The 25554-nt window shown below is 65.5% G+C and carries 24 protein-coding genes; 14 read left to right on the forward strand and 10 right to left on the reverse strand.

All coding sequences use genetic code 11. The features are described 5' to 3' along the window. Positions 1-94 precede the first annotated feature (94 nt). Together ACVMB1_RS30930 and map are read left to right on the forward strand one after the other, a co-directional pair. Complete coding sequence (locus tag ACVMB1_RS30930) at positions 95-1411, forward strand: mechanosensitive ion channel family protein (protein ID WP_076831164.1); 1317 nt, start codon at positions 95-97, stop codon at positions 1409-1411. Between the two features lie 166 nt (positions 1412-1577). Continuing rightward, positions 1578-2402 (forward strand): type I methionyl aminopeptidase, encoded by an 825-nt coding sequence (map, locus tag ACVMB1_RS30935; protein ID WP_076831166.1) that lies wholly within the window; start codon positions 1578-1580, stop codon positions 2400-2402. 25 nt (positions 2403-2427) lie between these two features. Here map and ACVMB1_RS30940 read toward each other — a convergent pair whose 3' ends face one another. Then, positions 2428-3147: a DNA-3-methyladenine glycosylase I gene (locus ACVMB1_RS30940; protein WP_076831169.1), complete on the reverse strand. Its 720-nt coding sequence runs from the start codon at positions 3145-3147 to the stop codon at positions 2428-2430. A gap of 124 nt (positions 3148-3271) precedes the next feature. On the opposite strand from ACVMB1_RS30940, the gene radC reads away from it, so the two are divergent. From radC to ACVMB1_RS30965, 5 genes are all read left to right on the forward strand, one after another. After that, positions 3272-3985 carry a RadC family protein gene (radC, locus tag ACVMB1_RS30945; protein ID WP_076831172.1) on the forward strand — a complete coding sequence of 238 codons (714 nt, stop codon included), beginning with the start codon at positions 3272-3274 and terminating at the stop codon, positions 3983-3985. Positions 3986-4349: 364 nt separating this feature from the next. After that, a complete protein-coding gene (gene glgX / locus ACVMB1_RS30950) occupies positions 4350-6473 on the forward strand; it encodes a glycogen debranching protein GlgX (protein ID WP_456849649.1) in 2124 nt (707 codons plus the stop codon). Between the two features lie 245 nt (positions 6474-6718). Then, on the forward strand, positions 6719-8584 hold the full coding sequence (locus ACVMB1_RS30955) for a sigma-54-dependent Fis family transcriptional regulator (RefSeq protein ID WP_076831175.1): 1866 nt from the start codon (positions 6719-6721) through the stop codon (positions 8582-8584). Between the two features lie 83 nt (positions 8585-8667). Beyond that, positions 8668-10251 (forward strand): tetratricopeptide repeat protein, encoded by a 1584-nt coding sequence (locus tag ACVMB1_RS30960; RefSeq protein ID WP_076831177.1) that lies wholly within the window; start codon positions 8668-8670, stop codon positions 10249-10251. Continuing rightward, positions 10251-10655, forward strand: coding sequence for a hypothetical protein (locus ACVMB1_RS30965; RefSeq protein ID WP_076831180.1), 405 nt, complete (start codon positions 10251-10253; stop codon positions 10653-10655). The genes ACVMB1_RS30960 and ACVMB1_RS30965 overlap by 1 nt, the downstream gene beginning before the upstream one ends. Before the next feature lie 9 nt (positions 10656-10664). On the opposite strand, the gene ACVMB1_RS30970 is transcribed toward ACVMB1_RS30965, so the two are convergent. Further along, on the reverse strand, positions 10665-11420 hold the full coding sequence (locus ACVMB1_RS30970) for an SDR family oxidoreductase (RefSeq protein WP_141342809.1): 756 nt from the start codon (positions 11418-11420) through the stop codon (positions 10665-10667). Between the two features lie 392 nt (positions 11421-11812). Between ACVMB1_RS30970 and ACVMB1_RS30975 the strand changes: the two genes are divergently transcribed. Continuing rightward, positions 11813-12289: a hypothetical protein gene (locus ACVMB1_RS30975; protein WP_057018924.1), complete on the forward strand. Its 477-nt coding sequence runs from the start codon at positions 11813-11815 to the stop codon at positions 12287-12289. A gap of 213 nt (positions 12290-12502) precedes the next feature. Here the strand turns inward: ACVMB1_RS30975 and ACVMB1_RS30980 are convergent, their stop codons facing one another. Continuing rightward, positions 12503-13057, reverse strand: a complete 555-nt coding sequence (locus ACVMB1_RS30980; RefSeq protein WP_057018925.1) for a flavin reductase family protein — start codon at positions 13055-13057, stop codon at positions 12503-12505. Between the two features lie 109 nt (positions 13058-13166). Beyond that, on the reverse strand, positions 13167-14267 hold the full coding sequence (locus ACVMB1_RS30985) for an LLM class flavin-dependent oxidoreductase (RefSeq protein ID WP_076831185.1): 1101 nt from the start codon (positions 14265-14267) through the stop codon (positions 13167-13169). A gap of 426 nt (positions 14268-14693) precedes the next feature. On the opposite strand from ACVMB1_RS30985, the gene ACVMB1_RS30990 reads away from it, so the two are divergent. Further along, entirely contained in the window at positions 14694-15857 is a 1164-nt protein-coding gene (locus ACVMB1_RS30990) for an IS4 family transposase (RefSeq protein ID WP_057015126.1), read from the forward strand. A 53-nt stretch (positions 15858-15910) separates the two neighbouring features. On the opposite strand, the gene ACVMB1_RS30995 is transcribed toward ACVMB1_RS30990, so the two are convergent. After that, positions 15911-18256, reverse strand: a complete 2346-nt coding sequence (locus tag ACVMB1_RS30995) for a mechanosensitive ion channel family protein (protein ID WP_076834943.1) — start codon at positions 18254-18256, stop codon at positions 15911-15913. A 310-nt stretch (positions 18257-18566) separates the two neighbouring features. On the opposite strand from ACVMB1_RS30995, the gene ACVMB1_RS31000 reads away from it, so the two are divergent. The 3 genes from ACVMB1_RS31000 to ACVMB1_RS31010 are packed head-to-tail and all read left to right on the forward strand — an operon-like array spanning position 18567 to position 20217. Further along, a complete protein-coding gene (locus tag ACVMB1_RS31000) occupies positions 18567-19247 on the forward strand; it encodes an ATP-dependent Clp protease adaptor ClpS (protein WP_244559033.1) in 681 nt (226 codons plus the stop codon). Then, positions 19244-20065, forward strand: a complete 822-nt coding sequence (locus ACVMB1_RS31005; protein ID WP_456849651.1) for an AAA family ATPase — start codon at positions 19244-19246, stop codon at positions 20063-20065. The genes ACVMB1_RS31000 and ACVMB1_RS31005 overlap by 4 nt, the downstream gene beginning before the upstream one ends. Further along, positions 20065-20217 carry a hypothetical protein gene (locus ACVMB1_RS31010; RefSeq protein WP_456849653.1) on the forward strand — a complete coding sequence of 51 codons (153 nt, stop codon included), beginning with the start codon at positions 20065-20067 and terminating at the stop codon, positions 20215-20217. Before ACVMB1_RS31005 ends, ACVMB1_RS31010 begins: the two co-directional genes overlap by 1 nt. A 7-nt stretch (positions 20218-20224) precedes the next feature. Here the strand turns inward: ACVMB1_RS31010 and ACVMB1_RS31015 are convergent, their stop codons facing one another. Further along, positions 20225-22315 (reverse strand): tetratricopeptide repeat protein, encoded by a 2091-nt coding sequence (locus ACVMB1_RS31015; RefSeq protein ID WP_076834960.1) that lies wholly within the window; start codon positions 22313-22315, stop codon positions 20225-20227. A gap of 324 nt (positions 22316-22639) precedes the next feature. Here ACVMB1_RS31015 and ACVMB1_RS31020 point away from each other — a divergent pair, with 324 nt between their 5' ends. Further along, positions 22640-23104, forward strand: coding sequence for an Rrf2 family transcriptional regulator (locus ACVMB1_RS31020; RefSeq protein ID WP_076834942.1), 465 nt, complete (start codon positions 22640-22642; stop codon positions 23102-23104). After that, the gene (locus tag ACVMB1_RS31025; RefSeq protein ID WP_057018929.1) at positions 23091-23909 is read left to right on the forward strand and encodes a class I SAM-dependent methyltransferase; all 819 of its coding nucleotides are present in this window, start codon (positions 23091-23093) and stop codon (positions 23907-23909) included. The genes ACVMB1_RS31020 and ACVMB1_RS31025 overlap by 14 nt, the downstream gene beginning before the upstream one ends. A gap of 40 nt (positions 23910-23949) precedes the next feature. Here ACVMB1_RS31025 and ACVMB1_RS31030 read toward each other — a convergent pair whose 3' ends face one another. The 4 genes from ACVMB1_RS31030 to ACVMB1_RS31045 all read right to left on the reverse strand — a co-directional run bounded on the left by ACVMB1_RS31030 (position 23950) and on the right by ACVMB1_RS31045 (position 25430). Beyond that, a complete protein-coding gene (locus ACVMB1_RS31030; RefSeq protein ID WP_168857300.1) occupies positions 23950-24117 on the reverse strand; it encodes a hypothetical protein in 168 nt (55 codons plus the stop codon). 48 nt (positions 24118-24165) lie between these two features. Beyond that, complete coding sequence (gene mscL / locus ACVMB1_RS31035; protein ID WP_076834941.1) at positions 24166-24585, reverse strand: large conductance mechanosensitive channel protein MscL; 420 nt, start codon at positions 24583-24585, stop codon at positions 24166-24168. Positions 24586-24663: 78 nt separating this feature from the next. Further along, positions 24664-24948: a hypothetical protein gene (locus tag ACVMB1_RS31040; protein WP_141340903.1), complete on the reverse strand. Its 285-nt coding sequence runs from the start codon at positions 24946-24948 to the stop codon at positions 24664-24666. A gap of 77 nt (positions 24949-25025) precedes the next feature. Then, entirely contained in the window at positions 25026-25430 is a 405-nt protein-coding gene (locus tag ACVMB1_RS31045) for a DUF3597 domain-containing protein (protein ID WP_076834939.1), read from the reverse strand. Positions 25431-25554 lie beyond the last annotated feature (124 nt).

Below are 25554 nucleotides of genomic sequence, written 5' to 3' on the forward strand. Positions count from 1 at the left end.
TTGTATCGATGGTCGCGTGTGCGCCTTTGTGGGATTCTCGCGGGGCATTCGAATCACATTTGGCTGACCCGCGCTTCGAGTTGAGATTTTGCCGATGGACATGAACTGGAAGGACGTCCTCGAATCGATCCAAATGGCGGCGCGCTCGGTCGGCGCCGAGGTCGCCTCGCCCTGGTTCTATCTGCAATTCGGCATCATCCTCGCCGCCGCCGGCCTCGCCTACGCCGCCGACACCGCCATTCATGCGCGGGTCGACATGTCGTCGCTGGCGATGCGCTGGCCGCTGCCGCTCCGGCACTTCGCCCGCGTGATGGTGAAGAGCGCTTCCACCGCCGTGTTCGCGGTCCTGATGATCATCTCCCGCATCGTGATGTGGCACGCGACCTGGCCGAGCCGCAGCTATCTGATCGCGGTCTCCGCCAAGCTGGCGCTGGCCTGGCTGGTGATCCGCCTCGTCACCTCGGTGATCGACAACGCCTTCATCGTGAAAACAGTCTCGATCGCGGCATGGGTGGTCGCCGCCCTCAGCATCATCGGCCAGCTCGATTGGGCGGCCGACACGCTGGATGCGTATGCGGTCGTGGTCGGCGGCCTCCGCCTTTCTCCGCTGCTGTTGATCAAGGCCGGCGCGCTCCTGATCGTGGCGCTGTGGCTGACCAACCTCGCCGGCAATTTCGCCGAGAGCCGCATCAACCGCGCCACCGATCTGACGCCGTCGATCCAGGTGCTGCTGGTCAAGATCATCCGCATCGGATTGATGGTGACGGCGATCGTGATCGCGCTCGGCGCGGTCGGCATCAACCTCTCAGCGCTCGCGGTGTTCACCGGCGCGGCCGGCGTCGGCATCGGTCTCGGCCTGCAGAAGATCGTCGCCAATTTCATCAGCGGCCTGATCCTGTTGGTCGACAAATCGGTGAAGCCCGGCGATCTCGTCACGATCGGCGACAATTCGGGCCGGATCAGCGCGATGAAGACCCGCTACATCTCGGTCGCCGCCGGCGACGGCCGCGAGTTCCTGATCCCGAACGAGGACCTGGTGACGCAGAAGGTCACCAACTGGACCTATACCGACAAGAACACGCTGGTGAAGATCGCCTTCTCCACCAACTACGACGCCAATCCGCGGCAGGTCTGCAAGCTCGCGATCACGACCGCGGCGGCCCATCCGCGCGCCACCAAGGGCCGGACGCCGAACTGCATCCTGACCGAGTTCGCCGAGGCCGGGATGAAATTCTCCCTGACCTTCTGGATCGCCGACCCCGACGGCATGGACAATGTGAAGAGCGACGTCATGCTGTCGCTGTGGGACGCCTTCAAGCAGGAGGGGGTCAGGGTGCCCTACCCGGTGCGGGAACTCCGCATCCGCGGCGGCGCGCTGCCGGTCGAGAGCGTGGTCGAGGTCTCCAATTAGCGCTTGAGCGCGGTCTTTTCGCCGCAGCGGTGGCCGCTGTTCCGGATATGGCCTGAAAATCAAGCCGTTTGGACATGTCCCCATGCCCAACCTGGCTTGCGCCGGGCGCGCCGATCATTAAATTAGGGCCTGAAATCAGCCCCTTGCCCGCAGAAACAGCCCGCCCATGAGCTATATCGACGCCACCGACACCTCGCTTCGCAAGACCGGTCAGATCAAGCTGCACGGACCGAGCGGCTTTGCCGGCATGCGCAAGGCGGGCGCCCTGGTGTCGAAATGCCTCGATGTGCTCACCGACATCGTCAAGCCGGGCATCCCGACTTCGGTCATCGACGAGTTCGTTCGCAAGTTCGCCTTCGACCACGGCGCCTATCCGGCGACGCTGATGTATCGCGGCTATCGCTACTCGACCTGCACCTCGATCAATCACGTGGTCTGCCACGGCATGCCGGGCGACCGGCCGCTGAAGGAAGGCGACATCGTCAATGTCGACGTCACCTTCATCGTCGACGGCTGGTACGGCGACTCCAGCCGCATGTATGCGATCGGCGCCATCGCGCGGAAGGCCGAGCGGCTGATCGAGGTGACCTATGAGGCGATGATGCGCGGCATCGCCGCGGTGAAGCCCGGCGCCACCACCGGCGATATCGGCCATGCCATCCAGAGCTATGTCGAGCCGCAGGGCATGAGCGTGGTGCGCGACTTCTGCGGCCACGGCCTCGGCCGCCTGTTCCACGATGAGCCGAACATCATCCATATCGGCCGCCCCGGCGAAGGCGCGCCCTTGAAGCCCGGCATGTTCTTCACCATCGAGCCGATGATCAATCTCGGCAAGCCGCATGTGAAGATCCTGTCCGACGGCTGGACCGCGGTGACCCGCGACCGTTCGCTGTCGGCGCAGTTCGAGCATTCGGTCGGCGTCACCGCCGACGGCGTCGAGATCTTCACGCTGTCCGAACGCCATGGCGAGAAGCCGTGGGTTCAGGTCTAATCGGGTTCAGCTGTAACCGTCCTCGTCAATAATCGCTCCGCGTGCGCTCGATGATCTCCTCGGGCGTATGGTTCTCTCCGATCGACATCGCGCAGATCCGCGACAGATGCAGATAGGACAGTCCGGTCTCCTCCGCCCAGGCGTTGAACTGCGCCTGCACCTTGGCGAAATCGCGCTTCGACTTGACCTCCTCGGCGATATCGAGGCCGGCATCGCGCAGGCAGGCGACGACGTCGCGCGAGGTGACGAAGCCGTCCCAACCGAGGAAGCGCAGCAGCATCTGTCCGGTGTTGCCGCCGAGCCGGCTGCCGCGCTTGGCCAATAGCTCCAGCAGTCCAACCTCATCCGATGACGGCCAGGCGCTAAGGAATTTGCCGAAGCTGCCATGCTCGCGCGCGATCTCCTGCACGAAGCGGCCGTTGTCGCGCACCGACATGATCTTGGCGCCGTTGCGCACGATCCTGGCGTCGCTGACGAGCTTCTCCCAGAATTCGTCGGGCTTGAAGGCGAGCTTGGCGGGCTGAAAGCCGAGGAACGCCTCCTCGAAGCCCGGCCATTTGGCATCGATCACGCTCCAGGCAAAGCCCGCGCAGAACACGCGCCTGGTCATCTCGGCCAGCACGCGGTCGTCGCTGAGCTTTGCCAGCGCCTTGGCGCCCGCCGGCGGCCGCAGCAGTTTCTCCAGCGCCTTCGGCCCGCCCTTGCGCTTCTCCGCGCGCGAGCGGATCACCTTGAATGATGTCACGCCGCCCTCCCCCTCTTGCTCTCGAACCGTTGCCGCCGACGGTAATTCGCCCGAAGCATCGTGGCAAACCCGGCAGTTGCATCGGCTCTTGCAAATCGCCGCGAGCACGGCATGGTTGTAGCCGATGCCCGCCAAAGCCAGTGACAGCCCCGATCAGCCCGACGAGACGCCACATTATCACGGCCATCGCGAACGGCTGCGCGAGCGCTTCTATGCGGCCGGTCCCGACGCGCTGACCGACTATGAGCTGCTGGAAATGGCGCTGTTCGCCGCGATCCCGCGCCGCGACACCAAGCCGTTGGCCAAGGCGCTGTTGAAGAAGTTCGGCTCGTTCGCCGAGGTCGTGCACGCGCCGGTGGCGCGGCTGCGCGAGGTCGAGGGCGTCAAGGATGCCTCGATCAACCAGCTCAAGCTGCTCGCCGCGGCCGCCGGCCGGATCGCCAAGGGTGAGATCAGGCGCAACGTCGCGCTGTCGTCCTGGAACGACGTCATCGACTATTGCCGCACCGGCATGGCGTTCGCCGACAAGGAGCAGTTCCGCCTCCTGTTCCTCGACAAGCGCAACCAGCTGATCGCCGACGAGGTGCAGCAGACCGGCACCGTCGATCACACCCCGGTCTATCCGCGTGAGGTGATCAAGCGCGCGCTGGAATTGTCCGCCACCGCGCTGATCCTGGTGCACAACCATCCGTCCGGCGACCCGACGCCGTCGCAGGCCGACATCCAGATGACGAAAGCCATCGTCGACATCGCAAAGCCGCTCGGAATCGCCGTGCACGATCACATCATCGTCGGCAAGAACGGGCATACCAGCTTCAAGGGCATGCGGCTGATTTAGCATTGCACTCAACAAGCCCTCCGCTGTCGTCCCGGCTTAGTGCGCAATTGCACACGGGGGCCGGGACCCATAACTACGGAGTTGCGTTGTCGAAGCACGCTGTGGCTCCAGCTTTGCAAGCCAATTTGCTTTCGTGGTTATGGGTCCCGGGTCGCGCAGCGCTTGCCCGGGACGACATCGAGATTGTGGCAGAGAGTCATACGACCGCATTCTCGCGACATCTCTTGCCGAGCCTTGCATCTCGTTCCGCCCGCGTCATACGAACCAAGCGTAACTGCCGCTAAACTAGCCCATGCAACGTTTCCCGCGCGGCGGCGTTTGTTGCAGATTGATCTGACGGCCTGTCAGGGGCCTTGGGGGACCGATGTCCGATTACGTCATTGAGGAGGGGCTGCCCTATCCGCTGGGCGCCCACTGGAGCGGCCACGGCACCAATTTCGCGGTGTTTTCCGCCAACGCGACCAAGGTCGAGGTCTGCCTGTTCGACGGCGAGCGCGAGACGCACCGCTTCGAGCTGCCCGAATATACCGACCAGGTGTTTCACGGCTTCATCAATGGCGTGCAGCCGGGGACGTTCTACGGCTATCGCGTTTACGGTCCCTACCAGCCGGACGGCGGCCACCGCTTCAACCCGAACAAGCTGCTGCTCGATCCCTACGCCTGCGCCCATGCCGGCAGCCTGACCTGGAATCCGGCGGTGTTCGGCTACAAGATGGAGAGCGGCGACGACCTCACCTTCGACGAGCGCGACAGCGCGCCGTTCATGCCGAAATGCGTGGTGGTCGATCCCAATTTCGACTGGGTCCAGGAGGCGCAGCGGCAGGACGTGCATTGGGACGAGACCGTGGTCTACGAGACCCACGTCAAGGGGTTCACCAAACAGCACCCGGGCATCGACGAACATTTGCGCGGCACCTATGCCGGCTTCGGCTCGAACGCTGCGATCGACCATCTCAAGGCGCTCGGCATCACCTCGGTCGAGCTGCTGCCGGTGCATTCCTTCATCAACGACAGCAACCTGCTGGACAAGCACCTCACCAATTACTGGGGCTACAACACCATCGGCTTCTTCGCGCCGGATCCGCGCTACGCCGCCGACGTGCCGAACAGCCTGCGCGAATTCAAGGAGATGGTGTCGCGGCTGCATGGCGCCGGCCTCGAAGTCATTCTCGACGTCGTCTACAACCACACCGCCGAAGGCAACGAGCGCGGCCCGACGCTGTCGTTCAAGGGCATCGACAATGCGAGCTATTACCGCCTGCTGCCGGACAAGCGACGCTACTACATCAACGACACCGGCACCGGCAACACGGTGAACCTGTCGCATCCGCGGGTGATCCAGATGGTGATGGACAGCCTGCGCTACTGGGCCGGCCACATACATGTCGACGGCTTCCGCTTCGATCTCGGCACCATCCTGGCACGTGAGGTTTACGGCTTCGACGAGCAGTCCGGCTTCCTCAAGGCGATGAACCAGGACCCGCTGCTCGCGACCGTCAAGCTGATCGCCGAACCCTGGGATTGCGGCCCCGGCGGTTACCAGGTCGGCGGCTTCCCGGCGGGCTGGGCGGAGTGGAACGACAAATACCGCAACGTTGTGCGCGATTTCTGGCGCGGCGAGGCGGCGCCAGGCAGCCTGGCACCGCGGCTGCTCGGCTCGCACGACGTGTTCAACCGCGAGGGCCGCCGCACCTGGGCCAGCGTCAACTTCATCACCGCCCATGACGGCTTCACGCTGAACGACTGGGCGAGCTACAACAACAAGCACAACGAGGCCAACGGCGAGCACAACAACGACGGCTCGTCGGACAACCACTCCTGGAATTGCGGCACCGAGGGCCCTACCGACAATCCGGATATCCGCACTTTGCGCGAACGGCAGAAGCGCAACATGCTGGCGACGCTGCTCGCCTCGCAGGGCACGCCGATGCTGCTCGGCGGCGACGAGTTCGGCCGCACCCAGCGCGGCAACAACAATGCGTACTGCCAGGACAACGACATCTCGTGGTTCGACTGGAATTTTTCCGACGACGCCGGGAAGCTGCTCGCCTTCACCAAGCGGATGATCAAGCTGCGGCGCGACTATCCGATCCTGCGCCGCAGCCGCTTCCTCTCCGGCGATCGCGATCCGCAGCTCGAGATCCGCGACGTGGTCTGGATCAGCACCTCGGGCGTCGAGATGACGCAGGCCGACTGGAGCACCGGCTGGATCAAATGCTTCGGCGTCGTGCTCGACGGCCGCGCGCGCAAGACCGCGATCGCGCGTGAGGGCGAGGACGACACTGTGCTTGTCATCCTCAACAGCTACGAGGGCGAGGTCGACTTCAAGCTGCCGCCGACGTCAGCCGGACCGCGCTGGTCGCGGCTGCTCGACACCAACGCGCCGGAACAGCCGGCAGGCGCGCAGTTTGCGTTCGACGGCACGTACAAGGCGGTGGGGCGTTCGTTCGTGCTCTTCACCGCTGGCGAGGTGAAGTCATCCCCGTAGCCCGTTGGCTCCACTCGGGCTGCGATCCGCCTTCTCCTTCCCCCTGAAAGGGGGAAGGTCGGGATGGGGGTCAGCCGCAGGCGATGCTGCAAGCCGAGAGAGCAGATCCCCACCCGCTTTGCTCTCACGAGCAAAGCGACCTCCCCTTTGCAAGGGGAGGTAAGGGTCCCGCGACGCCGTCGGCCAATTGACATTCGGCCGCGGACTGCCAGACTTCGCGGAAAATTAGGGGTGGAGACCTCTGGATGGCCAATCTTTCGGCCTCAAATCACGTCGCCCGTGTTCTGTCGGCGGCCAACCAGGTGGCCGGCGTCGACACCGAGACGCGGATCGCCGCGTCCTGGCGGCGCTGCCTGGTCAATCACAACCTCGATCCGGCCCGGCGCGGGCCGCCGCAGACCCTGACCGAGGCGGAGATCCGGCACATCGCCGAGCCGATGGAGGATTTGATCCAGGTCGCGATCCCCGAGCTCGAGGACCTCGCCCGCGTGCTCCACGATTCCGGCTACTGCGTCAATCTCGCCGATCCCAACGCCACCATGCTGGTGAGCCGGCTGCCCGGCGGCGACTACGCGCGGATGTTCCTGGAATGGAAGATCTACACCGGCTCGAACTTCGCCGAGACTTTCGAGGGCACTAACGGGCTCGGCACCGCGCTCGCCGAGCAGCGGCCCATCCTGGTGCATGGCGACGAGCATTTCCGCGAGCAGTGGCACATGTTCACCTGCGCGGTGTCGCCGCTGTTCGATCATGCCGGGCGGCTCGCCGGCGCCGTCAACATCACCTCGTGCCGCAGCGATCTCGGCCGCAGCGCGCATGAGCTGGCGCTCGCCGTCACTACGGAGGCGACGCGGCGGATCGAGCAGTCGTTCTTCCGCCGGCGCTACCGCGCCTCCTGGATCGCGATGCTGCCCGGCGACGGGCATGGCATGCTGGCCTATGACGACGACCGCCGTGTCGTCGGCGCCTGCCGCACCGCGCGCGCCGCGTTCGGCCTGACCGATGCGATGATCGAGGACGGCATCGACCTGTCGCATCTCGTTCAACTCGACGATCGCGCGGCACGCGCCGCGGACGAGCAGGTCGCGCTGCGTCGCGCCGACGGCACGCCGTGGGGACGCGGCCGTCTGGCGCCGCCGGTGCGGGCGCGTTCGCCGCGTCCACCATCCACACCGCCGCGCGAAAAGCCGGCCGGACAGTTTTCCGGCCTGCACCGGCTGGCGGGCCGCGATCCCGTGCTGATCAAGGGCGTGAAGCGGCTGATGACGGTCGGCAATCTCGATCTGCCGATCCTGTTGCATGGCGAGACCGGCGCCGGCAAGGACGTGTTCGCGCGCGCCATCCATGCGGCGAGCAATCGCGCCGGCCGCAACTACGTCGCGCTGAACTGCGCGGCGATGCCGGAGAGCCTGATCGATGCCGAGCTGTTCGGCTACGAAGCCGGCGCCTTCACCGGCGCGCGGCGCGAGGGATCGAAGGGGCTGATCGTGCAAGCCAGCGGCGGCACGTTGTTCCTCGACGAGATCGGCGACATGCCGCTTTCGCTGCAAACCAGGCTGCTGCGCGTGCTGGAAAACCGCGAGGTCTGGCCGCTCGGTGCGCTGAAGCCTGTCGCGGTCGACATCCGCCTGATCAGCGCCACGCACCGTGATCTGGCGCGGATGGCGGAGGACGGCAGCTTCCGCTCCGATCTGTATTACCGGCTGCGCGGCATGGAGATCCGCCTGCCCGCGTTGCGCGAGCGCGCCGACCGCAAGGACGTCATCGCGCAGATCGCCGACGAGGAAGCGCCGCACTGCCGCATCGCGGCCGACGCCTGGGCGCAGCTGATGGCCTATCCGTTTCCCGGCAACATGCGCCAGCTTCGCCACGTGCTGCGGCTCGCCGGCGCCACCGCGGAGCACGGCCTTATCACCGAGGCCGATCTCGATCTGCCGCCGTTCAGCGCACGCGGCGCGGAGGCCGATCACACAGCGGGCGAGCGCACCGCGATCGTCGATGCATTGCGAGCCAATGACGGAAGAGTGACGGACGCGGCCACGGCGCTCGGGCTCAGCCGCGCGACGTTGTACCGAAAGATCAAAGCGTTAGGGATCGCGCTGGACAGCTAGACCAGAACGGCCCCTGCTGTTCCGGCGGTGCGGGAAAGGTGATATCGTACGGTTTTCGCCTTCAACGCCACGGAGCGGGTCCCATGACACGGTTTCCCCTCGCTGTGGTCGTTGGCCTCATTGCCGCGACCATTTCGCAGCCTGCCGCCTCGGATTCCACCGAGCAACGATTGGGCAAAGTCCATTTCGTGACATCCTGCAAGCCCGAAGCGCAGGAGCTGTTCGATCGCGCCATGCTGTATCAGCATTCGTTCTGGTACAGCGCGTCGCGGCGCACCTTCGAGGAGGCGCTGGAGGCCGACCCGCAATGCGCCATCGCCTATTGGGGCATCGCGCTCAGCTATCTCTACAATCCGCACGCGCCTCCGCCGCCGGAAAACCTTCCGCTCGGCCTTGAAGCAGCGAAAAAAGGCCAGGCGCTGAATGCCGGCACCCCGCGCGAGCGGGAATACATCGATGCGATCGCGGCGATGTATGTCGACTACGACAAGGTCGATCACCGCACCCGCGTGCAGCGATTCCTCGCCGCCGAAGAGCAGGTCGCGACGCACTATGCCGACGATGACGAGGCGCAGATCGCCTATGCGATCACGCTCAACGTCGCGGCCTCGCCGGGCGACAAGACCTATGCCAACCAGCTGAAGGGCGCGGCGCTGCTCGAACCGATCTTCAAGCGCCAGCCCGAGCACCCCGGCATCGCCCACTATCTGATCCATCTCTACGACTACCCGGCGCTCGCGGAGAAGGGCCTCCCCGCGGCGATGCGCTATGCCAAGATCGCCGAACACGCGCCGCATGCCCAGCACATGCCGTCGCACATCTTCACGCGCGTCGGCTACTGGAAGGAGTCGATCGCCTCGAACAAGGAATCCGCACGCATCGCCAGGGAAGACGGCGAGCAGCAGGACCAGGCGCACGCGATGGACTATCTGGTGTATGCCTATCTCCAGCTCGGCCAAGACAAGGAAGCGCGTGCGGTGATCGACGAGCTCGGCAAGCTTCAGTTCAAGCTCGACCGGTTCGCAGGCCCCTTCGCGGTGGCGGCAAGCCAGGCCCGCTATGTCTTCGAACGCGGCGACTGGAAGGGTGCCGCCGCGCTTGAAGTGCATCCCACCAAATACGCCTATGCGGATGCCATCACCTATTTCGCCCGCGCGGTCGGCGCCGCGCGCTCGGGTGACCCCGCCGCCGCCAAGGCCGATGTCGCCAAGCTCGTCGAGTTGCGCGACAAGCTCAGGGACGCCAAGGACGCCTACTGGTCCAACATCGTCGACATCCAGCAGCAGATCGCGAGCGCCTGGGTGCTGTACGCGGAAGGCAAATACGACGATGCGCTCAGCGCGATGAATGCCGCCGCGGAGGCGGAAGACAAGACCGAGAAGCACCCCGTCACGCCGGGACCGCTGGCGCCGGCGCGCGAGCTCTACGCGGCGATGCTGCTCGATCGCGGCATGGCCAGGGAGGCGCTCGCCGCCTATGAGGCCGTGCTCAAGAAGGAGCCCAACCGGCTGGCGACTTATCTCGGCATGATCAAGAGCGCCAAGGCGGCCGGCGATCAGGCCAAGATCCGGGAATGCGCTGATCAGATTGCCCGGCTCACCGCGGATGCCGATCTGTCGCGGCCGGAGCTGATCGAATTGCGCCAGACGACCGGAAGCAAGCTGTGATGCCACGGGCGACATGGCGCAACGGTGGAGCGGCGCTGCTCGGCGCCGTTGCGCTATCGCTTTGCCATACCCTGCCGCTTGGCGCGATGGAGATCCTCGGCCAGGCCGGCGTGCTCGGCGAATGGGAGCTGACCGGACATCTCACCGAAAGCGCGCCGGACGCGCCGAGGCAGTTCTCCGGACCGCTCAAGATGAAGCATGTGGGCATCTGCACGCAAGACGGGCCGGACGAACGCGCCGGAGAAATCAAGCTGCAAATCACGGGCGCGGATTCGCAGGTCACCGCCGAGCTGGTGCTGGACGGCGCGCCCTGCACCTACAGCGCGCGCAAGACGCGCAATTACGAGGGCACGCTGTCCTGCGAAGGACGCGCGCCCGTCCCGCTGCTGGTTTGGCTCAAATAGCCGATACCGTCACGCCGCCGGCCGCGCGCGGCGCAGCCATTCGTTCAAATCGATGCGGCCGAGGCGCGCCTCGCCGAGCGGCACCAGCGAGTGCTGCTCGACCCGGCCGCCCCAGTAAAGCGCGTCAGGGTCTTTCACCACCTCGCGCGGGTCGCCCTTTGCCTTCAGATAGCGCGCCACGATCTCGTTGAACGGCGCGCGGTCGGGACCTGCGATCTCGACGATGCCGTTGCGCGGCGGCTCGAGCGCGATATCGGCGACGAGCGCGGACACGTCCTCCGCCGCGATCGGCTGGAACAGGCCGGGCGAGAGCCTGACGGTGTTTCCAACCGCGCCCGCATCGGCGATCGCGCCGACGAATTCCATGAACTGGGTCGCGCGGATGATGGTGTAGGGAATCCCGGACGCCTCGATCAGCTTCTCCTGCGCCACCTTGGCGCGGAAGTAGCCGTTCTCGGGCGTCCGGTCGGTGCCGACGATCGACAGCGCGACATGGTGCCTGACGCCGGCCGGCTTCTCCGCCGCCAGCAGGTTGCGGCCGGAGGTCTCGAAGAACTCCATCACGGCCTTGTTCTCGAACGATGGCGAATTGGCGAGATCGATCACCACGGCCGCGCCGGCCAGCGCCTCCTTCAGCCCCTCGCCGGTGATGGCGTTGATGCCGTTCTTCGGCGAGGCGGCGACGACGTCATGGCTGCGCTGGCGCAGAATGGCAACGGTCTTTGAGCCGATCAGTCCGGTACCGCCGATCACAACGATCTTCATGGTGATGCTCCTTGTCGGTAACGAGGTTTCTTGAGACATGCTTGCCGGATTTGCCGGCGGAAATCGTCATGGGTACGTCGCGCTACCTCCTCGATCGCTCTCCCGCAAGCAACCACACTATAGCATGCCACGGCTGTTCTGATGTCGCGGAACCTGTCATCCGATGCGTCGTCTGACGAGCATGAGACGTTGGTGGCTACGCTTGCTGAACCTCTTACCGTCACGTAGACTAATGCGTGCGTTCCAGCCAGCGTGCTGGGGTACCGAAAGCTTCGGCCGCTGCCGGGATATCACCGCGGGCTCTCTTTCGTGCTGCAACGCAAATGCTGGGCATGACGTTTAGCCCGCTGTGCACTCCTTGATTTGATTTCAAGCAAACGCAGGAGGAGTCTATGCGGAATTTTATCACCTTTTTCGTTTCCAGCGTGGCAATCGTCGTTGCGGGGTCGACCGCGTTAGCGGGTGAGAAGGTGCTCGAGTTCAAGCTCGTCACCAAGCCTGTCGACGTCAAGGTCATCGAGGCAGCAAACGTCGAGGGGCAGACGGTCGTTTCCGGCAAGTTCTTTGGTGTCGCCATCTTCAGTGATGGCCATATCGGGGTGAAGGAGTTCGTCCATTCAGGAGACATGCTGAAGGGCTCGGGCTCCTATTACGGTTACAGCACCTACACGTTCGAGGAAGGCGCGATCACCGCGCGTTACACCGGCGCGATCAAGGACGGAAAATCAAACGGCGAATATACGATCCTTTCGGGCACGGGCGCTTATGCGAATGCAACGGGCACAGGAACGATCGAAAGCGCGCCGAACCCCTTCAAGGGGGTCAATCTTCTGAACATCAAACTGGTCGTGAGAACGCCGGGGTCATAGCAGCGCAGCGTCCGCGGGACCACGGCAAGGACAGCGACGCCTCACATGAGCGTTGGCTCGGCCAGCGGTCGCACGGCCGGGCCAAAGCCATCAAACGCGTGCAAGACGGGTCGTCAGCATTGCGCCCTCAAGGCGACGCAGCCCGACAGCTCTCAAACGATTGAGAGAGGATCGGGTACCTGGACCCGTCCGCCTCGCAGATGTCAGTACGTTTCAGGAAAATTCGTTCCAGCTCACACGCCGCGCATCGACGTCGCCGAGCTCGACCGGATCATGGATGTTGCGCACGCTCTGGAAGCCGGAGCGCAGATAGATCAGCGGGTCGACTGTGGTCGCGGCGCGGACGTGCTGGACCTCGCCGATGAAGATCGAATGGGTCTTGGTCTCGAGCTCCTGCGCCAGCACGCAGTCGAACGCCGCGACGGCATCCTCCAGCACCGGGGCGCCGGTGGCGCCGGTGGTCCAGCGCCCAAACGCAAAACGGTCGTCGCCGTTGACGCCCTTCTGGCCGGAGAAGGTCAGGGCCAGCAGCGCGTGGTCCTCGTTCAGGAAGTTGATGACGAAATGGCGCTCCTCGCGGATGCGCTGATGCGCGCTGGCGTTACGGTTAACGCAGACCAGCACCGAGGGCGGATTGTCTGACAGCGAGCAGGCCGAGGTCACGGTCAGGCCGGTGCGCTGCCCGGTCTCGGAGCCGACCGTCACCAGCGCGACGGCGCCCGCGCAATGGCGCATCGCCTGCTTGAAACTCTGTGCGTCGACCGTCATGCCGCAAACCCTGTTTGAGCATGATCCGCCGGATCATGCTTCGGTAAAAACACTTCGTTCAAGATATGCGAGGCGGGGTGCGAGGCAAGCCCCGCACCCCGCGCAGCTGTCATGCAGCCTTCTCGAACTCGGCTCCGAGATGCTTGAGCCGCGGCATCACCTCGTTCTTGAGCAGGTCCAGCGAGTGCCGCCAGGCTTCCGGCTTGTGCTTGTAGTCGAAGCCGAACACACAGAGGACGCCGAAGCCGCCGACCTCCCGGTAGATCTTCTCGATCCTCTCGGTGACGGTCGCGGGCGAGCCGACGATCCAATTCCGGCGTGCGCAATATTCGACGGTGACGTCGCTGTCGGGCACGTCGGGCGCGTGCTTCAGATAGTCCTTGAAGCCGAAATGGCCGAGCAGCGGCAGGAAGTACTCGCCCATCATCCGGCCCATCATGTCGCCGGTCGACAGCTTCCACGCCTCCTCATCGGTATCCGCCACGAACACCTCGCGCACCAGCCGCCAGTCCTTGCGGCTCGGCTTGCGGCCGGTCTTGGCGGCGCCGGCCTCGACCGAATCCCAGTGGCTGCCGACATAGGCCGGGTTGAGGTTGAGGCTCATCGGGATGAAGCCGCGCTCGCCGGCGAGCTTCAAGGTGTCCGAATTCTTCGACAGGCCGGCGACGCCGATCGGCGGATGCGGCCCCTGCAACGGCTTGATGTGCGGCTTGAGGAAGTCGAACATCGTGTCCGGCTTGCTCACTGTCCAGTACTTACCCTTGTGCGTCCAGGGTCCCGGCTCGGACCACATCTTCAGGATGATCTCGAGCGCCTCGCGGGTCATGTCGCGGTTCTGGCCCGACATGCCGTCGACATTGAACATCGCCCAGTCGCTGGGCAGGCCCGAGGCCGCGACGCCGAAGTTGAGGCGCCCGTTCGAGAGATGATCGAGCATCGCAACGCGGTTCGCGAGCTCGGCGGGATGATGATACGGCAGCAGGAAGCCGCCGGGCCCGATGCGCAGATTCTTGGTCTGCAGCAGCGCCTGCGCCACCAGCAGGTCGGGCGACGGGTGCGGCTCCCAGGGTGCGGTGTGATGCTCGCCGATCCAGGCTTCCTGGTAGCCGAGCTCGTCGAGCCAGCGCAGCGTCTGCAGGTCCCAGTCGTGGCCCTCCTTCAATCCGCACTCCGGCGGGTGCGAGGGCATGGTGAAGTATCCAAGCTCCATGTGCGTTTCCTTCCTTCGCGTTGGGTTCAGTCGTGCAATGCGTCTTGCCGCGCATTGCATGACGATCAGCAAGCGCTGTGCCAGCGGAGGAAGTCGCAGGGAATGGGTGAGAACGGCCGGATTTCGGCCGGCTGCGCGCCGGTCAGCGGGCTTGGCAAGGCTGGCGGCGTCTCACCGTCGCGAGACGTGTCGCAACCATGAGACGCGCCGGCAAGCATTCCCGCTGGCTCGGGCTGCCTTCGCACACACGGAAGCAGATACTCTCGCGGAGACTCCCCCTCACCCGAATTCGAGCTTCGCTCGAATTCGACCTCTCCCCGCAAGCGGCAGGGGTGTCCGGGGAATGATTCACTGTGTCGCGGTGCATGCTCGGCAGGACCGAGGCAAATCGGTCTTTTCTGGTTGTCGAGACACAGAGGGCCGAGCATGCGATATCGCGGTAGCATTTTTGGAAGGCTGCTTGAACCGATCAATCGACGGCAGTTTCAGACGGTTGTGGATCGTCTGGACGGGGATGCCTACGACAAGTCGTTCAGGAGCTGGGATCATCTGGTGGCGCTGATCTATGCCCAGCTTAGCGGCAACAGCAGTCTGCGCGGGGTGGTGACTGGCTTCAACGCCAATTCGCAGCATCACTATCACTTGGGAACCGGCAAGCTGTCGCGCTCGACGTTGTCCGATGCCAATGCCCGCCGTCCGATCGGCATTTTCGCGCAAACCTTTGCGGCGCTGTCGGCGATGGCGCGTCGCCAGCTGCGGAGTGAAGGCATGGAGATGGTGCGTCTGATCGACGCCAGTCCGATCCCGCTCGGCAAGGTCTGCAGTTGGGCGACGTGGAACGGCCGCATCCGCGGCATGAAGCTGCATGTCGTCTACGACCCAAGGAGCGATGTCCCGACCTGCGTCGAGATGACGGCCGCGAACGTCAATGACATCGAGATCGGCCGACAGACCCCAATCCAGCCCGCCACCACCTATGTGTTTGACAAGGGCTATTGCCGTTTCGACTGGTGGCAGAAGATCAATGATAGCAAGGCTTTCTTCGTTACCCGGGCGAAGACGAGCATCCGTCTTCGCTCGCTCAGGCATCGCGCCATCCGCAAGCGTAACGGGGATGGCTTCGAAATCCTTGCCGATGACGAGGTGAAGCTCACCAGCAAGGGCGATTCGCGCCTTCCAATCCCGCTCCGCCGCATCAAGATCAGACGCGAGAAAGGCGGCAAGATCACACTCCTGACCAACGACCTTGCCCGTAGCGCCGTCGAGATCGCCGCCCTCTACAAGAGCCGATGGCAAATCGAGCTGCTGTTCCGCTGGATCAAGCAGCATCTCGATATTCGCAAGTTCCTCGGCGCCAACGACAACGCGATCCGCCTTCAGGTGCTCGCTGCGATGATTGCCTACCTGCTGCTGCGCATCGCCGCTCACACCAACTGCATCAAAATGCTCCCGCTCAGGTTCGCCGAACTCGTCGGCCAGCTCCTGCTCACGCGTCGATCCCTCGCTGCCATCGACAAACCTCCGCCCATCAACCCCAGCCGTCGGAAATCAACCATCTCACCTGACCAGATGGAGCTCCGCTATGCCTGAATTTCCCCGGACACCCCTGCCGCGCGCGGGGCGAGGTGAAGCGGAGCGCCGGATCAGCCCGCCGCGCGGCGCGGCTGGGCGTTGGTATCGGGCTCGGAGGATGGAGGAAGCTGCATCAGGATGGTCTGGCCCATCGAGGCGATCTCGATGCCCTCCTCCTGGAAGCGCCGTTTCATGCGGCGGTTGAACTCGCGTTGCACCGCCCAGCGTCCGCTATCGGTGCAGCGGATCTGGCCGACGATGGTCACGACCGAGCCGTCGACCTTGTCGACGCCCCACAATTCGAGGTCGCCTCGGATGAATGCGCGATACGCTGTCTCCTGGCGCATTTGGGCGACGATGTCCTTCAGCACCTCGCCGGCGCGGTCGGTGTCCTCCTTGTAGGACACGTTGACGCTGACCGCGGCATTGCCGGCGCCGCGGCTGGAATTGGTGATCGTCGTCACCGCGCTGAACGGCACGACGTGCACCGAACCGTCGCCGGCGCGCAGCCGCATGGTGCGGATCGAGACGTTCTCGACCACGCCCGAGAGGCCCGACACCGTGACGTTGTCACCGACCTGCACGGTGTTCTCGATCAAGAGGAACAGCCCGGTGATGAGGTCCTGCACCAGCTTCTGCGAGCCGAAGCCGATCGCGATGCCGACGATGCCGGCGCCGGCGAGCAGCGGCGCGACATTGACGCCGATCTCGCTGAGCGCCGTGAGGCCGACCACCGCGACGATCATGCAGAACAGCGCGGTGCGCAGCATCGGCTGGAAGGTGCGCAGGCGCGCGGCGCGGGCGTAATGCCCGTCGCGCGACAGGGTGTCGATCTGCCGGTCCATCAGCGCATTGGCGACTTCCCAGATCACGGCCGCGGCCAGCGCGGCAATGCCGATCGTCACCAGCGCCGAGATCAGGCGGCTTCCGATCTGGCCGCCATAGAACCAGACGATGGCATCGACGCCCCAGACCTCGAGCAGCGCGACGAAGCCAATGAAGGCGATCACCGCCGTGACCACCTTGCGCAGCAGCGGCAGATAGCGGTTGGCGCGGGTCTCGAGCCCCGGGAAGCGCTGGATCAACTCCGGGCTGATGCGGAAGCCGCGATCGATCAGGCTCAGCACCACCATGGTGACGAGGCGGGTAACCAGCAGCACCGCGACAGTGCCGACGAAATACTGCAGGAGCAGCGAATAGCCGTTGCGGATGTTGAGCGCCCACACTGCCCACAGCGCGAGGTCGAGCGCGATCGCCAGCACATGCCAGAGCGCCGCGAGACGGTTGCGCGTTCGCGCCGCAAGCCCGGTGCGATCGGCCGGCGCGCGGATGGCGTCGGCGACCTGGCGGCGGCACTGCAGGATGATGACGACGACGAACAGATGCACGACCAACATCACGAGCCGGATCAGCGCGGCATAGCCGGCGCGATGCAGCCCGAGCAGCAGCGCGACATTGGCAAAGGCGATGCCGGAGACGCCGACGGCGACGATGCGCCGGGCCCAGATCTCGATATAGGCCGCGGTCTCGGCACGGACGCGGAACAGGCCGAACGGCCCCGCCAGCGCGCGCACCGCGCAAATCAAGACGCGCGAGAACACATAGGCGTTGACGACGGCCAGGATCACGAGCCGCGTGGTCGATTGATCGCCGATCTCGGTGCCGAGCAGCGCGGTGGCGATGCCGCCGAACACGACGACCGGCAGCAATTCGAGCAAAAGGCGCCCAAGCACGAAGGGCAGCCGGACCAGCGACTGCCAGGCCCGCGCCAGGCTGAGCCGGCGCCGCTGCAACTCGGGCGCCGGCGTGACGTCGGCAACCGACGACGGCGGATCGACGATGGCGAGCGTCTGCACCGGCATGCGCGCGGTCTGCGGCAGCCGCGCTTCCAGGAACGCGACCGGCCGCTTGATCAGGCGGAACACCACCCATTCGGCGGCCAGCGCGCAGCCGAACACCAGCGCCAGCTTCCAGGCGATATCGATCAAGAGGCCATAGGCGACCGGATCGTTGGCGGTACGCACGAACCAGTAGTAGAACGCCGGGAAATGCGTCAGCGTGCGCGCGACGTCGGCGACCTCGCGCGACATCTCGCCGACCTGCTCGGACACCATCAGCAACAGCTGTGCGCCGAGGCTGTCGGCGGTGAGCGGGATCGGCGAATGCTGCTCCGGCGCAGGCGCCGGCTGGGCCGCCGCCTGCGGCGAGGCATTGGCGATGGCGCGCAGCGTGTTGATGATCTCGCCGCGCTTCTTGTCGTCCTGCAGCGTGTCGAGCGCACGTTTCGCCTGCTCGGGCGTCAGCGCGTCGCCGGTAGCGGGTTGCGGCGGCGCCGGCTTGGCGGCCGGCTGCGCCAGCGCGGGAGAGACGAACAAAGTGAAGACGAGAAGCAGCGCAAGGCGAAGTTTGTGCGACACGAGGGCCTCATAAAATAACTGCGCGACCGCAAACCCTTGGGAGGAATCTGCTCTCGCGCTCGCGCCATGTCGGATACTCCTTTTCGCCCCGATGGTGTGTCGGAAGTTTGCCGCTGTGACGGCCATCTCTTGGCATTTGCCGCAACACAATCGTCACAGGCGTTGAGCCGCGTTTACACTTCCAGTGCGCGTTCCCGGCCGGCTCACTACACGTCAGGGGTGAGACCGCAGAATCTTTCGCTTGACGCGCAGGAGCCGCCGTGATGTTCTTACTTTGTTCTTTTGTTCCCAATTGCGTTTCGGGGGTTTCATGCACGACGTTTTTGCCGAGAACGGTCCGGTCAGGCTCTTCATCCATGATGACGACGAGACACCGATAGAATTCATGCGCAACCTGCTGCGCACGGTATTCGGCAAGTCCCGGAAAGAGGCTGTTGCCGTCACCGCGCGAATCGAGGCCCAGAACGGATTCGCATGCGGCCCCTATCCCGCGACGGTGGCCAAGGCACTGCTGGAGTCCGCCCAACAGCTGATCCGCAACAACGGGCATCCATTGCTGATCACCGCATCGGCCGCCGACGCGGACCGGCCGTGCGATCTCTGTGGCGCGCTGGAGCCCGTCACCGACGTGTTTCTCATCCGCCGGACAGTCTGCCTGTGCGGCAACTGCCTGATCGCCGCGCGGGCAAGCTCGGAAAATCTACCGAGCGAGGAGTTCAGATATGCCTTCATGGCGCTCGATTGGCATTTTGCCGGGACGCCGCGCAATCAGATCATGACCCGGTCGCGACAATTTCCCGGTCACATGCGAGCGGACGTTCAGATCGCGATCGACAGGTTGTTCGATGTGCCGATCCATTTCTTCGGCATTCATGAGCAGCACCGCTATGAGACCCTCGCGATTGCCTCGCTGATGGAGACAGCCGCAACGCGCCGCCGATCGCGCCGCCGCAGTATCACGACGTCGACGTTGGCGAGCCTGAGTCGGTGAAATGCCTGACCAATGGCTTGTGGCTATGCCAAACCGGAGAGCTGCGCTACGCGGTGCTGCTCAGCTACCATCGTGATTATCAGACCGAGCCGGGCTTGCGGATCGAGCTCGCGGTGCCCGCAGGCGTCGCCGGAAACGCCTTGGTGCAGCGGACCTTTGCCGAGCTGGAAGCGGCCGTGCACGCGGCACGATCCTATCGCGGCAAGATCCTGTCGCTCGAGGATGCCGCCGACTATCGCGGCCGCGCCCGCGGCGTGACCGTGCATCGCCTGCCGACGGTCGCGCGCGATGACGTGATCCTGCCGGACCGGACGCTGCGGCTGCTCGACCGCAACGTGCTCGACTTCGTCGAAAGCCGCGATCTGTTGCGCAAGCTCGGGCAGTCGACCCGCAAGGGCATCCTGCTCTACGGCCCGCCCGGCACCGGCAAGACCCACACCATTCGCTATCTCGCCACCAACCTGCCGGATCACACCACGCTGATCATCACCGCCGAGCAGGTCGGCCTGCTCGGCGCCTATATGAGCCTCGCGCGGCTGCTGCAGCCGACCATGGTCGTGATCGAGGATGTCGACCTGATCGCGCGCGACCGCGAGGACATGGGCGGACCGTGCGAGGAATCGCTGCTCAACAAGCTGCTCAACGAGATGGACGGCCTGAAGGAGGACTGCGACATCCTGTTCGTGCTGACCACCAACCGGCCCGAGGAGCTGGAAGGCGCGCTGGCCGGCCGGCCCGGCCGCATCGACCACCGCCCGTGGTTGACGCAGCGGTGCAGCGCACCGCCGGGGTCAGCGCCGCATTCATCAAGGAGCTGATGCGCCGCATCGCTCAGGCCAGCATCGCCCGCGGGGGAGGCCAGGATGTCACTGCTGACGACATCGGCGCAGCGCTGAACGAGATGCTGTTCGACGGCGGCCGGCTCAACGTGAAGCTGCTCGGCGGCGCGCAGGGGATGAGTGCGGGGTGATGGCCGGTCAACGCACTAAACGTGCCGGCAACAGCAACTCGCGCTCGCCGCCGGCGAGCCGCGCGAGTTCGTCCGACACGCGCGCCAGCGCGCGATCCCAGGCCTGCGGTCTGTCCTGGCGGAACAGCCGCATGGTCGGATACCAGGGCGTGTCGGCGCGATCGCGCAGCCAGCGCCAGTCGAGCGCATAGGGACACAGCATCCAGACCGGGCGGCCGAGCGCGCCGGCGAGATGCGCCACCGAGGTGTCGACGGCGATGACGAGATCGAGCGCGCAGACGGCCGCCGCGGTGTCGGCGAAATCGCCGAGCGTCGGCGCGAGGTCGATGATGTCGGCGCCAAGGCCCCGCAGCACCGGAGCATCGTCCGGCCGCGGCTCCTTCTGCAGGCTGTACAGCTGCACGCCCGATGTGACCAGCCGCGGCAGCACGGCGTCCGCCGGCAGCGAGCGCTGGCGGTCACCCTTGTGCCTGGGATTGCCGGCCCAGACCACGCCGACCTTCAGCGCGGTCACGCCGGCGAGCGCCTCGCGCCAGCGCGCGAGCTTGACGACATCCGCCCGCAGATAGGATATCGCTGCAGGAATGGTCTCGACGGTGGTGCGGAAGATCCGCGGCAGGCTCAGCAGCGGCAGTTGCAGATCGAACGGCGGCAGCGGCTCGCCGCGCGCGAACACCGCGACATCGGGCAGCATCGGCCGCAGCAGCGCGACCAGCCCCGGCTGCACCTGCAGAATGATCCGACCGCCCCTGCCCTCCAGCATCGGCACATAGCGGACGAAATTGATGGCGTCGCCGAGTCCATATTCGGCAAACAGCAGCAGCGTGCGTCCAGCGAGCGGCTCGCCCTGCCATTCCGGCTCTTCGAACACGGGATCGCCGTCGCTGAGCATCCTGGTCTTGCGGCGCCACTGATACTCCTCAAAGCCCTCCTCGAACTCGCCGTTCATCAGGAGGAAATGCGCGTGATTGTAGTGCGCGAGCGGCTGCTCGGGATCGAGTGCAATCGCCCGGCGCGAGGCCATCAGCGCCGCATCGATCTCGCCGGCATTGCGCAGCGCGACCGCGAGGTTGGCGTGACCCTTGGCATAGAGCGGCTCGAGCTCGATGGCGCGCCGATGCGCGGCGACCGCGGCCTCGACCAGGTTCTGCGCCTCGAAGATGATCCCGAGATTGGTGTGCGCGGCGGCGTAGTCCGGCTTCAGCGCCAGCGCGAGCTCGGCGCAGGCGATGGCGTCGTCGAGCTGTCCGAGCTCGAACAGGCAGGCGCCGAGATTGTTGAGGATGACGTGATCGGACGGGTCGCGGGCCGAGACCTGGCGATAGATGCGGACGGCCTCCGCGCGCTCGCCCGCTTCGTGCAGCACCATCGCCAGCAGGCGCTGCGGCGCGATGTTGTCGGGATCGAGTGCAATCGCGCGGCGGTAGTGCAGGATTGCGTCCTCCAGCAAGCCCTGGCGATAGAGCGCCGCGCCAAGGCCGCAATGCAGTCCGGCATTGTCGGGATCCGTGGCAAGTCCACGGCGATAGGCCGTGGCGGCCGCTTCGTGCCTTTTCTGATCGCTCAGCACATTGCCGAGGTTGAGCCAAACGCCGCGGTAGACCGGATCGCGCGCGATCACCTCGCGATAGGCCTGCTCCGCCTCGACCGGCCGCTGCTGCCCGGCCAGCGCGACGGCGAGGTTGAACCGCGCCCGCGTCAGGCCGCCATCGAGTGCGATCGCGCGGCGGAACGCGGTCTCGGCCTCATCGAAGCGCGACAGATCGCACAATGCGACGCCGAGCTTGATGTGCAGGCCGGCATCCTGCGGCCGCAGCGTCACGCCGCGCTCGAACGCCGCCACCGCGCCTTCGTGCTCGCCCTTCACGGCGAGCGCATCGCCGAGCGTGGCGAAGGCCGGTGCATGGTCCGGATCGAGGTTGAAGACCCGGTTCAGCAGCATAGCACCTTCCGCGACACGATCGGTCACGAAGGCGATGACGGCGGACAGATGCAGCGCCGGAACATGGTCGGGATCGGCGGTGAGGATGTCGCCGCACAGCGTGCCGGCCTCCGCCGCGCGGCCCGCGCCATAATGCGCCACCGCATCCCGCAACATCCGATCGACCGCCACGCTGCCCACGATACCGCCCCTGCCAACGACCCCGATGCGGATTAAACGGGCGACGCCGCGAAATCCGGCACGCGAATCTCGGTTGAACAATCAAAGCCCAGGTGCAGGTCCTTGATCTCTTCTCCTTCCCCTGAAAGGGGGAAGGTCGGGATGGGGGTCAGCCGCAGACGACGCTGCAAGTGGAGCGAGCTGATCCCCACCCGCTTTGCTCTGACGAGCAAAGCGACCTCCCCTTTTCAAGGGGAGGTAGGAGGGCCACAGACCACCGCCCCCTTGACGGCCGCCGCTTCATGTAACATATGAAGTTACATGATACGTGATAGCCGCCTGTCGAGCGTCCTGCATGGCCTGCTCCACATGATCGGGGCCGGCGAGCCGGTCACGTCGGAGCAACTTGCGCAGGCGATGGCCACCAACCCGGTGGTGGTACGCCGCGTGATGGCGGGGCTGCGCGAGCAGGGTCTGGTGCATTCGGAGAAGGGCCATGGCGGCGGCTGGACGCTGGCGCGCGATCCGGCCGACATCACGCTCGCGGACATCTATCGCGCGGTCGGCGCGCCCACGATCGTTGCGATGGGCCATCGCTCGGAAAATCCCGGCTGCCTGGTCGAACAGGCCGTCAACGACGCGCTCGGAGACACGTTTCGCGAGGTCGAAGCGCTGTTCCTGAAGCGGCTCGGCGCGGTGACGCTCGAAGCGCTCGCGAAGGATTTCAAGCGCCGGCTCGCCAAACACAAGCAAAATCTCGAGGACCAGATTCATGCAGTCAAGTGAGCAGGCGAAACCTCTGCCGTACAACGATCCCGCGCATTGGGACAAAATGGTCGCCGCCTATGAGGCGCAGTCGCAGCCGTTCACGACATTGTTCGCCGACGCCGCGGTCGCAACGCTTCCGATCGACCCGTCATCCAGGGTGATCGACGTCGCCACCGGCACGGGCGCCGCGGCGCTGGCCGCCGCCCGCACCGGAGCCGAGGTCACCGCGATCGATTTCTCCGCCGGCATGGTGGCACGTGTCCGCGCGCATGGTGTGGCGAATATCGAGGCGCGGCAGATGGACGGCCAGGCGCTCGATCTGCCGGATGCCGCCTTCGACGCGGCAGTGTCGGTGTTCGGCGTGATGCTGTTTCCGGACTGGCGCGCCGGCCTCTGCGAGATGGCACGGGTGACGCGACCGGGCGGATCGGCGGCGATTGCGGTCTGGAAGAGCGCCGATGGCGCCGCCGTGCATCTCCTGCTCTCGCAGATCATCCGGCGGCTCTATCCCGACAATGTCACGCCGATGCCGTGCACGGGCCTCGCCGAGCTCGCCGACCCCGGCCGCCTCGCCGCTGCGCTCATCGCCGCCGGCTTCTCCGATCCGGCGATTGCCGAGATCACCCACGACTTCAAGCTCAATGTCGCCAATCCCGCCGACGTCGACAAATTGTTCGAGTTCATGCCGCATTGGAGCGGGCTCGATGCAGACCAGAGCGCCGCAGTCGCGCGCGCCTTCCGCGCCGAGATTGAGCGCAGGCGGGTCGGCGACAGCTTCGCGATTCCGTCGACCGCGCTGATCGCGACGGCCCGGCGGGCTTGACCGAAACGGCCGCGATCCGGCCATGCGAGGTCACGGCCGCCTAGCGCTTGTCGTCGTCCGGTTTTTCTTCATCGCTCGGCGGCTGCAGGCCGGGACTGTTGGCCCAGCGGTCGAGTTCCTCGATCACCCGCCGATGGCTCGGCCGCAGCGGCTCTGCACCACCGGGCTCTTGCGATAATTTTCGGGGCAGCTTGACCTGATCTGGCATGGCTAGGCTCCAGAGCTGGGGCTGTACGCGCGATACGAGGCGCGATCGCTACGCGCGCGACTTGAGGAGATCGCGAATCTCGGTGAGCAGCTCCTGATCCTTGGTCGGCTTCGGCGGTTCGGCCGGCGCCGCGGGCGCTTCGCGCTTGAGCTGGTTCATGAGGCGGACCACGATGAACAGCACGAAGGCGACGATCAGGAAGTTGAGCGTGAGGGTCAGGAAGTTGCCCCAGGCCAGCACCGCGCCCTGCTTCTTGGCATCGGCCAGGTTGGTCGCCGTCACCGACTTCGACAGCGCGGTGAAATAGTTGGAGAAGTCGAGCCCGCCGCTGATCGCGCCGATGATCGGCATGATGACATCGGCCACCATCGACGAGACGATCGCGCCGAATGCCGCGCCGATGATCACGCCGACGGCGAGATCGACGACGTTGCCCTTCATGGCGAATTCCCTGAATTCCTTCAGCATCTGATCTCCTGTTTTCCAAATGAATGCGGTGGCACGCCCCGGCGACTGGATCGCCGGCCGCTCCAAGGGGGCGAAAGACTATTTGCGATCGGCCGGCTTCGCGGGCGCCGCGACTGGCTGCGCAGGCGCGGCCTGCTCCCATGGCGCCGGCAGGATGACCCGCGCCGGCGGCGGGTTCTGCGCGGCGCGCTGCACATTCGCATTTTCCGACCGCGGCTCGTCGCGGGCGTTATCCGCGCGGGCGGTGGCGACAAGGATGCCGAGCGTCAGCGCGACGGATCCGAGTGCCGCGCCGACCAATGCGACGGACCGCACCACACCAGCGCGCGGCCTGTTCAGGATGGCAGGATGAGATGAGGTCATCGCAACTGCTCCTCACGCAATAGACATCGTTCGGAACCGCTCGGGCGCGAGCGCCGCGCACGGCTCGAGGCGGGACGTCAGGTCTTGATGTCGTCCGGCAGCTTGCCGCCATTGGCGGCGAGCTTCGCCATCACCTGCTGATGCAGCCAGACATTCATGGTGGCGGTGTTGCTGGTGTCGCCGGTGTAGTGCAGCTCCTTCGCGAGCTCCTTGCGCGCCGCAAGGCTGCTGTCGAGGCCGAGCGCCTTCATCAGGTCGACGATCGAGCTGCGCCAGTCGAGCTTCTCGCCGGTGGCCGCGGCCGCCTTGTCGACGATCGCGGCGACGACGACGGATTGTGCCGCCGCCGTGCCGGGCGCAGCGGATGCAGCCGTCGACGTCGAAGGCGCTGCGCCGGGCGCGGCCGCCGTTGTGCTCTCAGCGGTTTTGGCCTGGGCGCCGTGGCCGAAGATTGCACCCATGATGCTTCCAAAAATGCTCATGATCTCTCGCTCCGTGCGCCCGAGACACCGTTCGTCCCGTGGCTGTTTCCGGTGACGGGGCGGACGATAGGCAGGCCATTGGCCGAGCGGAAGATGACCATCGTCACTATCGGAGTGTGGGACG

It is taken from the genome of Bradyrhizobium sp. USDA 4504 (assembly GCF_054063995.1).

Bases quoted from the DNA above. Each gene is read 5' to 3' on its own strand.
- ACVMB1_RS30965 (WP_076831180.1), top strand. From the start codon at position 10,251: ATGCCACGGGCGACATGGCGCAACGGTGGAGCGGCGCTGCTCGGCGCC.
- ACVMB1_RS31030 (WP_168857300.1), bottom strand. From the start codon at position 24,117: ATGCCAGATCAGGTCAAGCTGCCCCGAAAATTATCGCAAGAGCCCGGT.
- map (WP_076831166.1), top strand. From the start codon at position 1,578: ATGAGCTATATCGACGCCACCGACACCTCGCTTCGCAAGACCGGTCAG.
- ACVMB1_RS30970 (WP_141342809.1), bottom strand. From the start codon at position 11,420: ATGAAGATCGTTGTGATCGGCGGTACCGGACTGATCGGCTCAAAGACC.
- ACVMB1_RS30960 (WP_076831177.1), top strand. From the start codon at position 8,668: ATGACACGGTTTCCCCTCGCTGTGGTCGTTGGCCTCATTGCCGCGACC.
- ACVMB1_RS30975 (WP_057018924.1), top strand. From the start codon at position 11,813: ATGCGGAATTTTATCACCTTTTTCGTTTCCAGCGTGGCAATCGTCGTT.
- ACVMB1_RS30980 (WP_057018925.1), bottom strand. From the start codon at position 13,057: ATGACGGTCGACGCACAGAGTTTCAAGCAGGCGATGCGCCATTGCGCG.
- ACVMB1_RS30990 (WP_057015126.1), top strand. From the start codon at position 14,694: ATGCGATATCGCGGTAGCATTTTTGGAAGGCTGCTTGAACCGATCAAT.
- glgX (WP_456849649.1), top strand. From the start codon at position 4,350: ATGTCCGATTACGTCATTGAGGAGGGGCTGCCCTATCCGCTGGGCGCC.
- ACVMB1_RS31015 (WP_076834960.1), bottom strand. From the start codon at position 22,315: ATGTTGCGGGATGCGGTGGCGCATTATGGCGCGGGCCGCGCGGCGGAG.
- ACVMB1_RS30985 (WP_076831185.1), bottom strand. From the start codon at position 14,267: ATGGAGCTTGGATACTTCACCATGCCCTCGCACCCGCCGGAGTGCGGA.
- mscL (WP_076834941.1), bottom strand. From the start codon at position 24,585: ATGCTGAAGGAATTCAGGGAATTCGCCATGAAGGGCAACGTCGTCGAT.
- ACVMB1_RS31025 (WP_057018929.1), top strand. From the start codon at position 23,091: ATGCAGTCAAGTGAGCAGGCGAAACCTCTGCCGTACAACGATCCCGCG.
- ACVMB1_RS31045 (WP_076834939.1), bottom strand. From the start codon at position 25,430: ATGAGCATTTTTGGAAGCATCATGGGTGCAATCTTCGGCCACGGCGCC.
- ACVMB1_RS31010 (WP_456849653.1), top strand. From the start codon at position 20,065: ATGCGCCGCATCGCTCAGGCCAGCATCGCCCGCGGGGGAGGCCAGGAT.
- ACVMB1_RS31040 (WP_141340903.1), bottom strand. From the start codon at position 24,948: ATGACCTCATCTCATCCTGCCATCCTGAACAGGCCGCGCGCTGGTGTG.
- ACVMB1_RS30955 (WP_076831175.1), top strand. From the start codon at position 6,719: ATGGCCAATCTTTCGGCCTCAAATCACGTCGCCCGTGTTCTGTCGGCG.
- radC (WP_076831172.1), top strand. From the start codon at position 3,272: ATGCCCGCCAAAGCCAGTGACAGCCCCGATCAGCCCGACGAGACGCCA.
- ACVMB1_RS31000 (WP_244559033.1), top strand. From the start codon at position 18,567: ATGCACGACGTTTTTGCCGAGAACGGTCCGGTCAGGCTCTTCATCCAT.
- ACVMB1_RS30930 (WP_076831164.1), top strand. From the start codon at position 95: ATGGACATGAACTGGAAGGACGTCCTCGAATCGATCCAAATGGCGGCG.
- ACVMB1_RS31020 (WP_076834942.1), top strand. From the start codon at position 22,640: ATGATACGTGATAGCCGCCTGTCGAGCGTCCTGCATGGCCTGCTCCAC.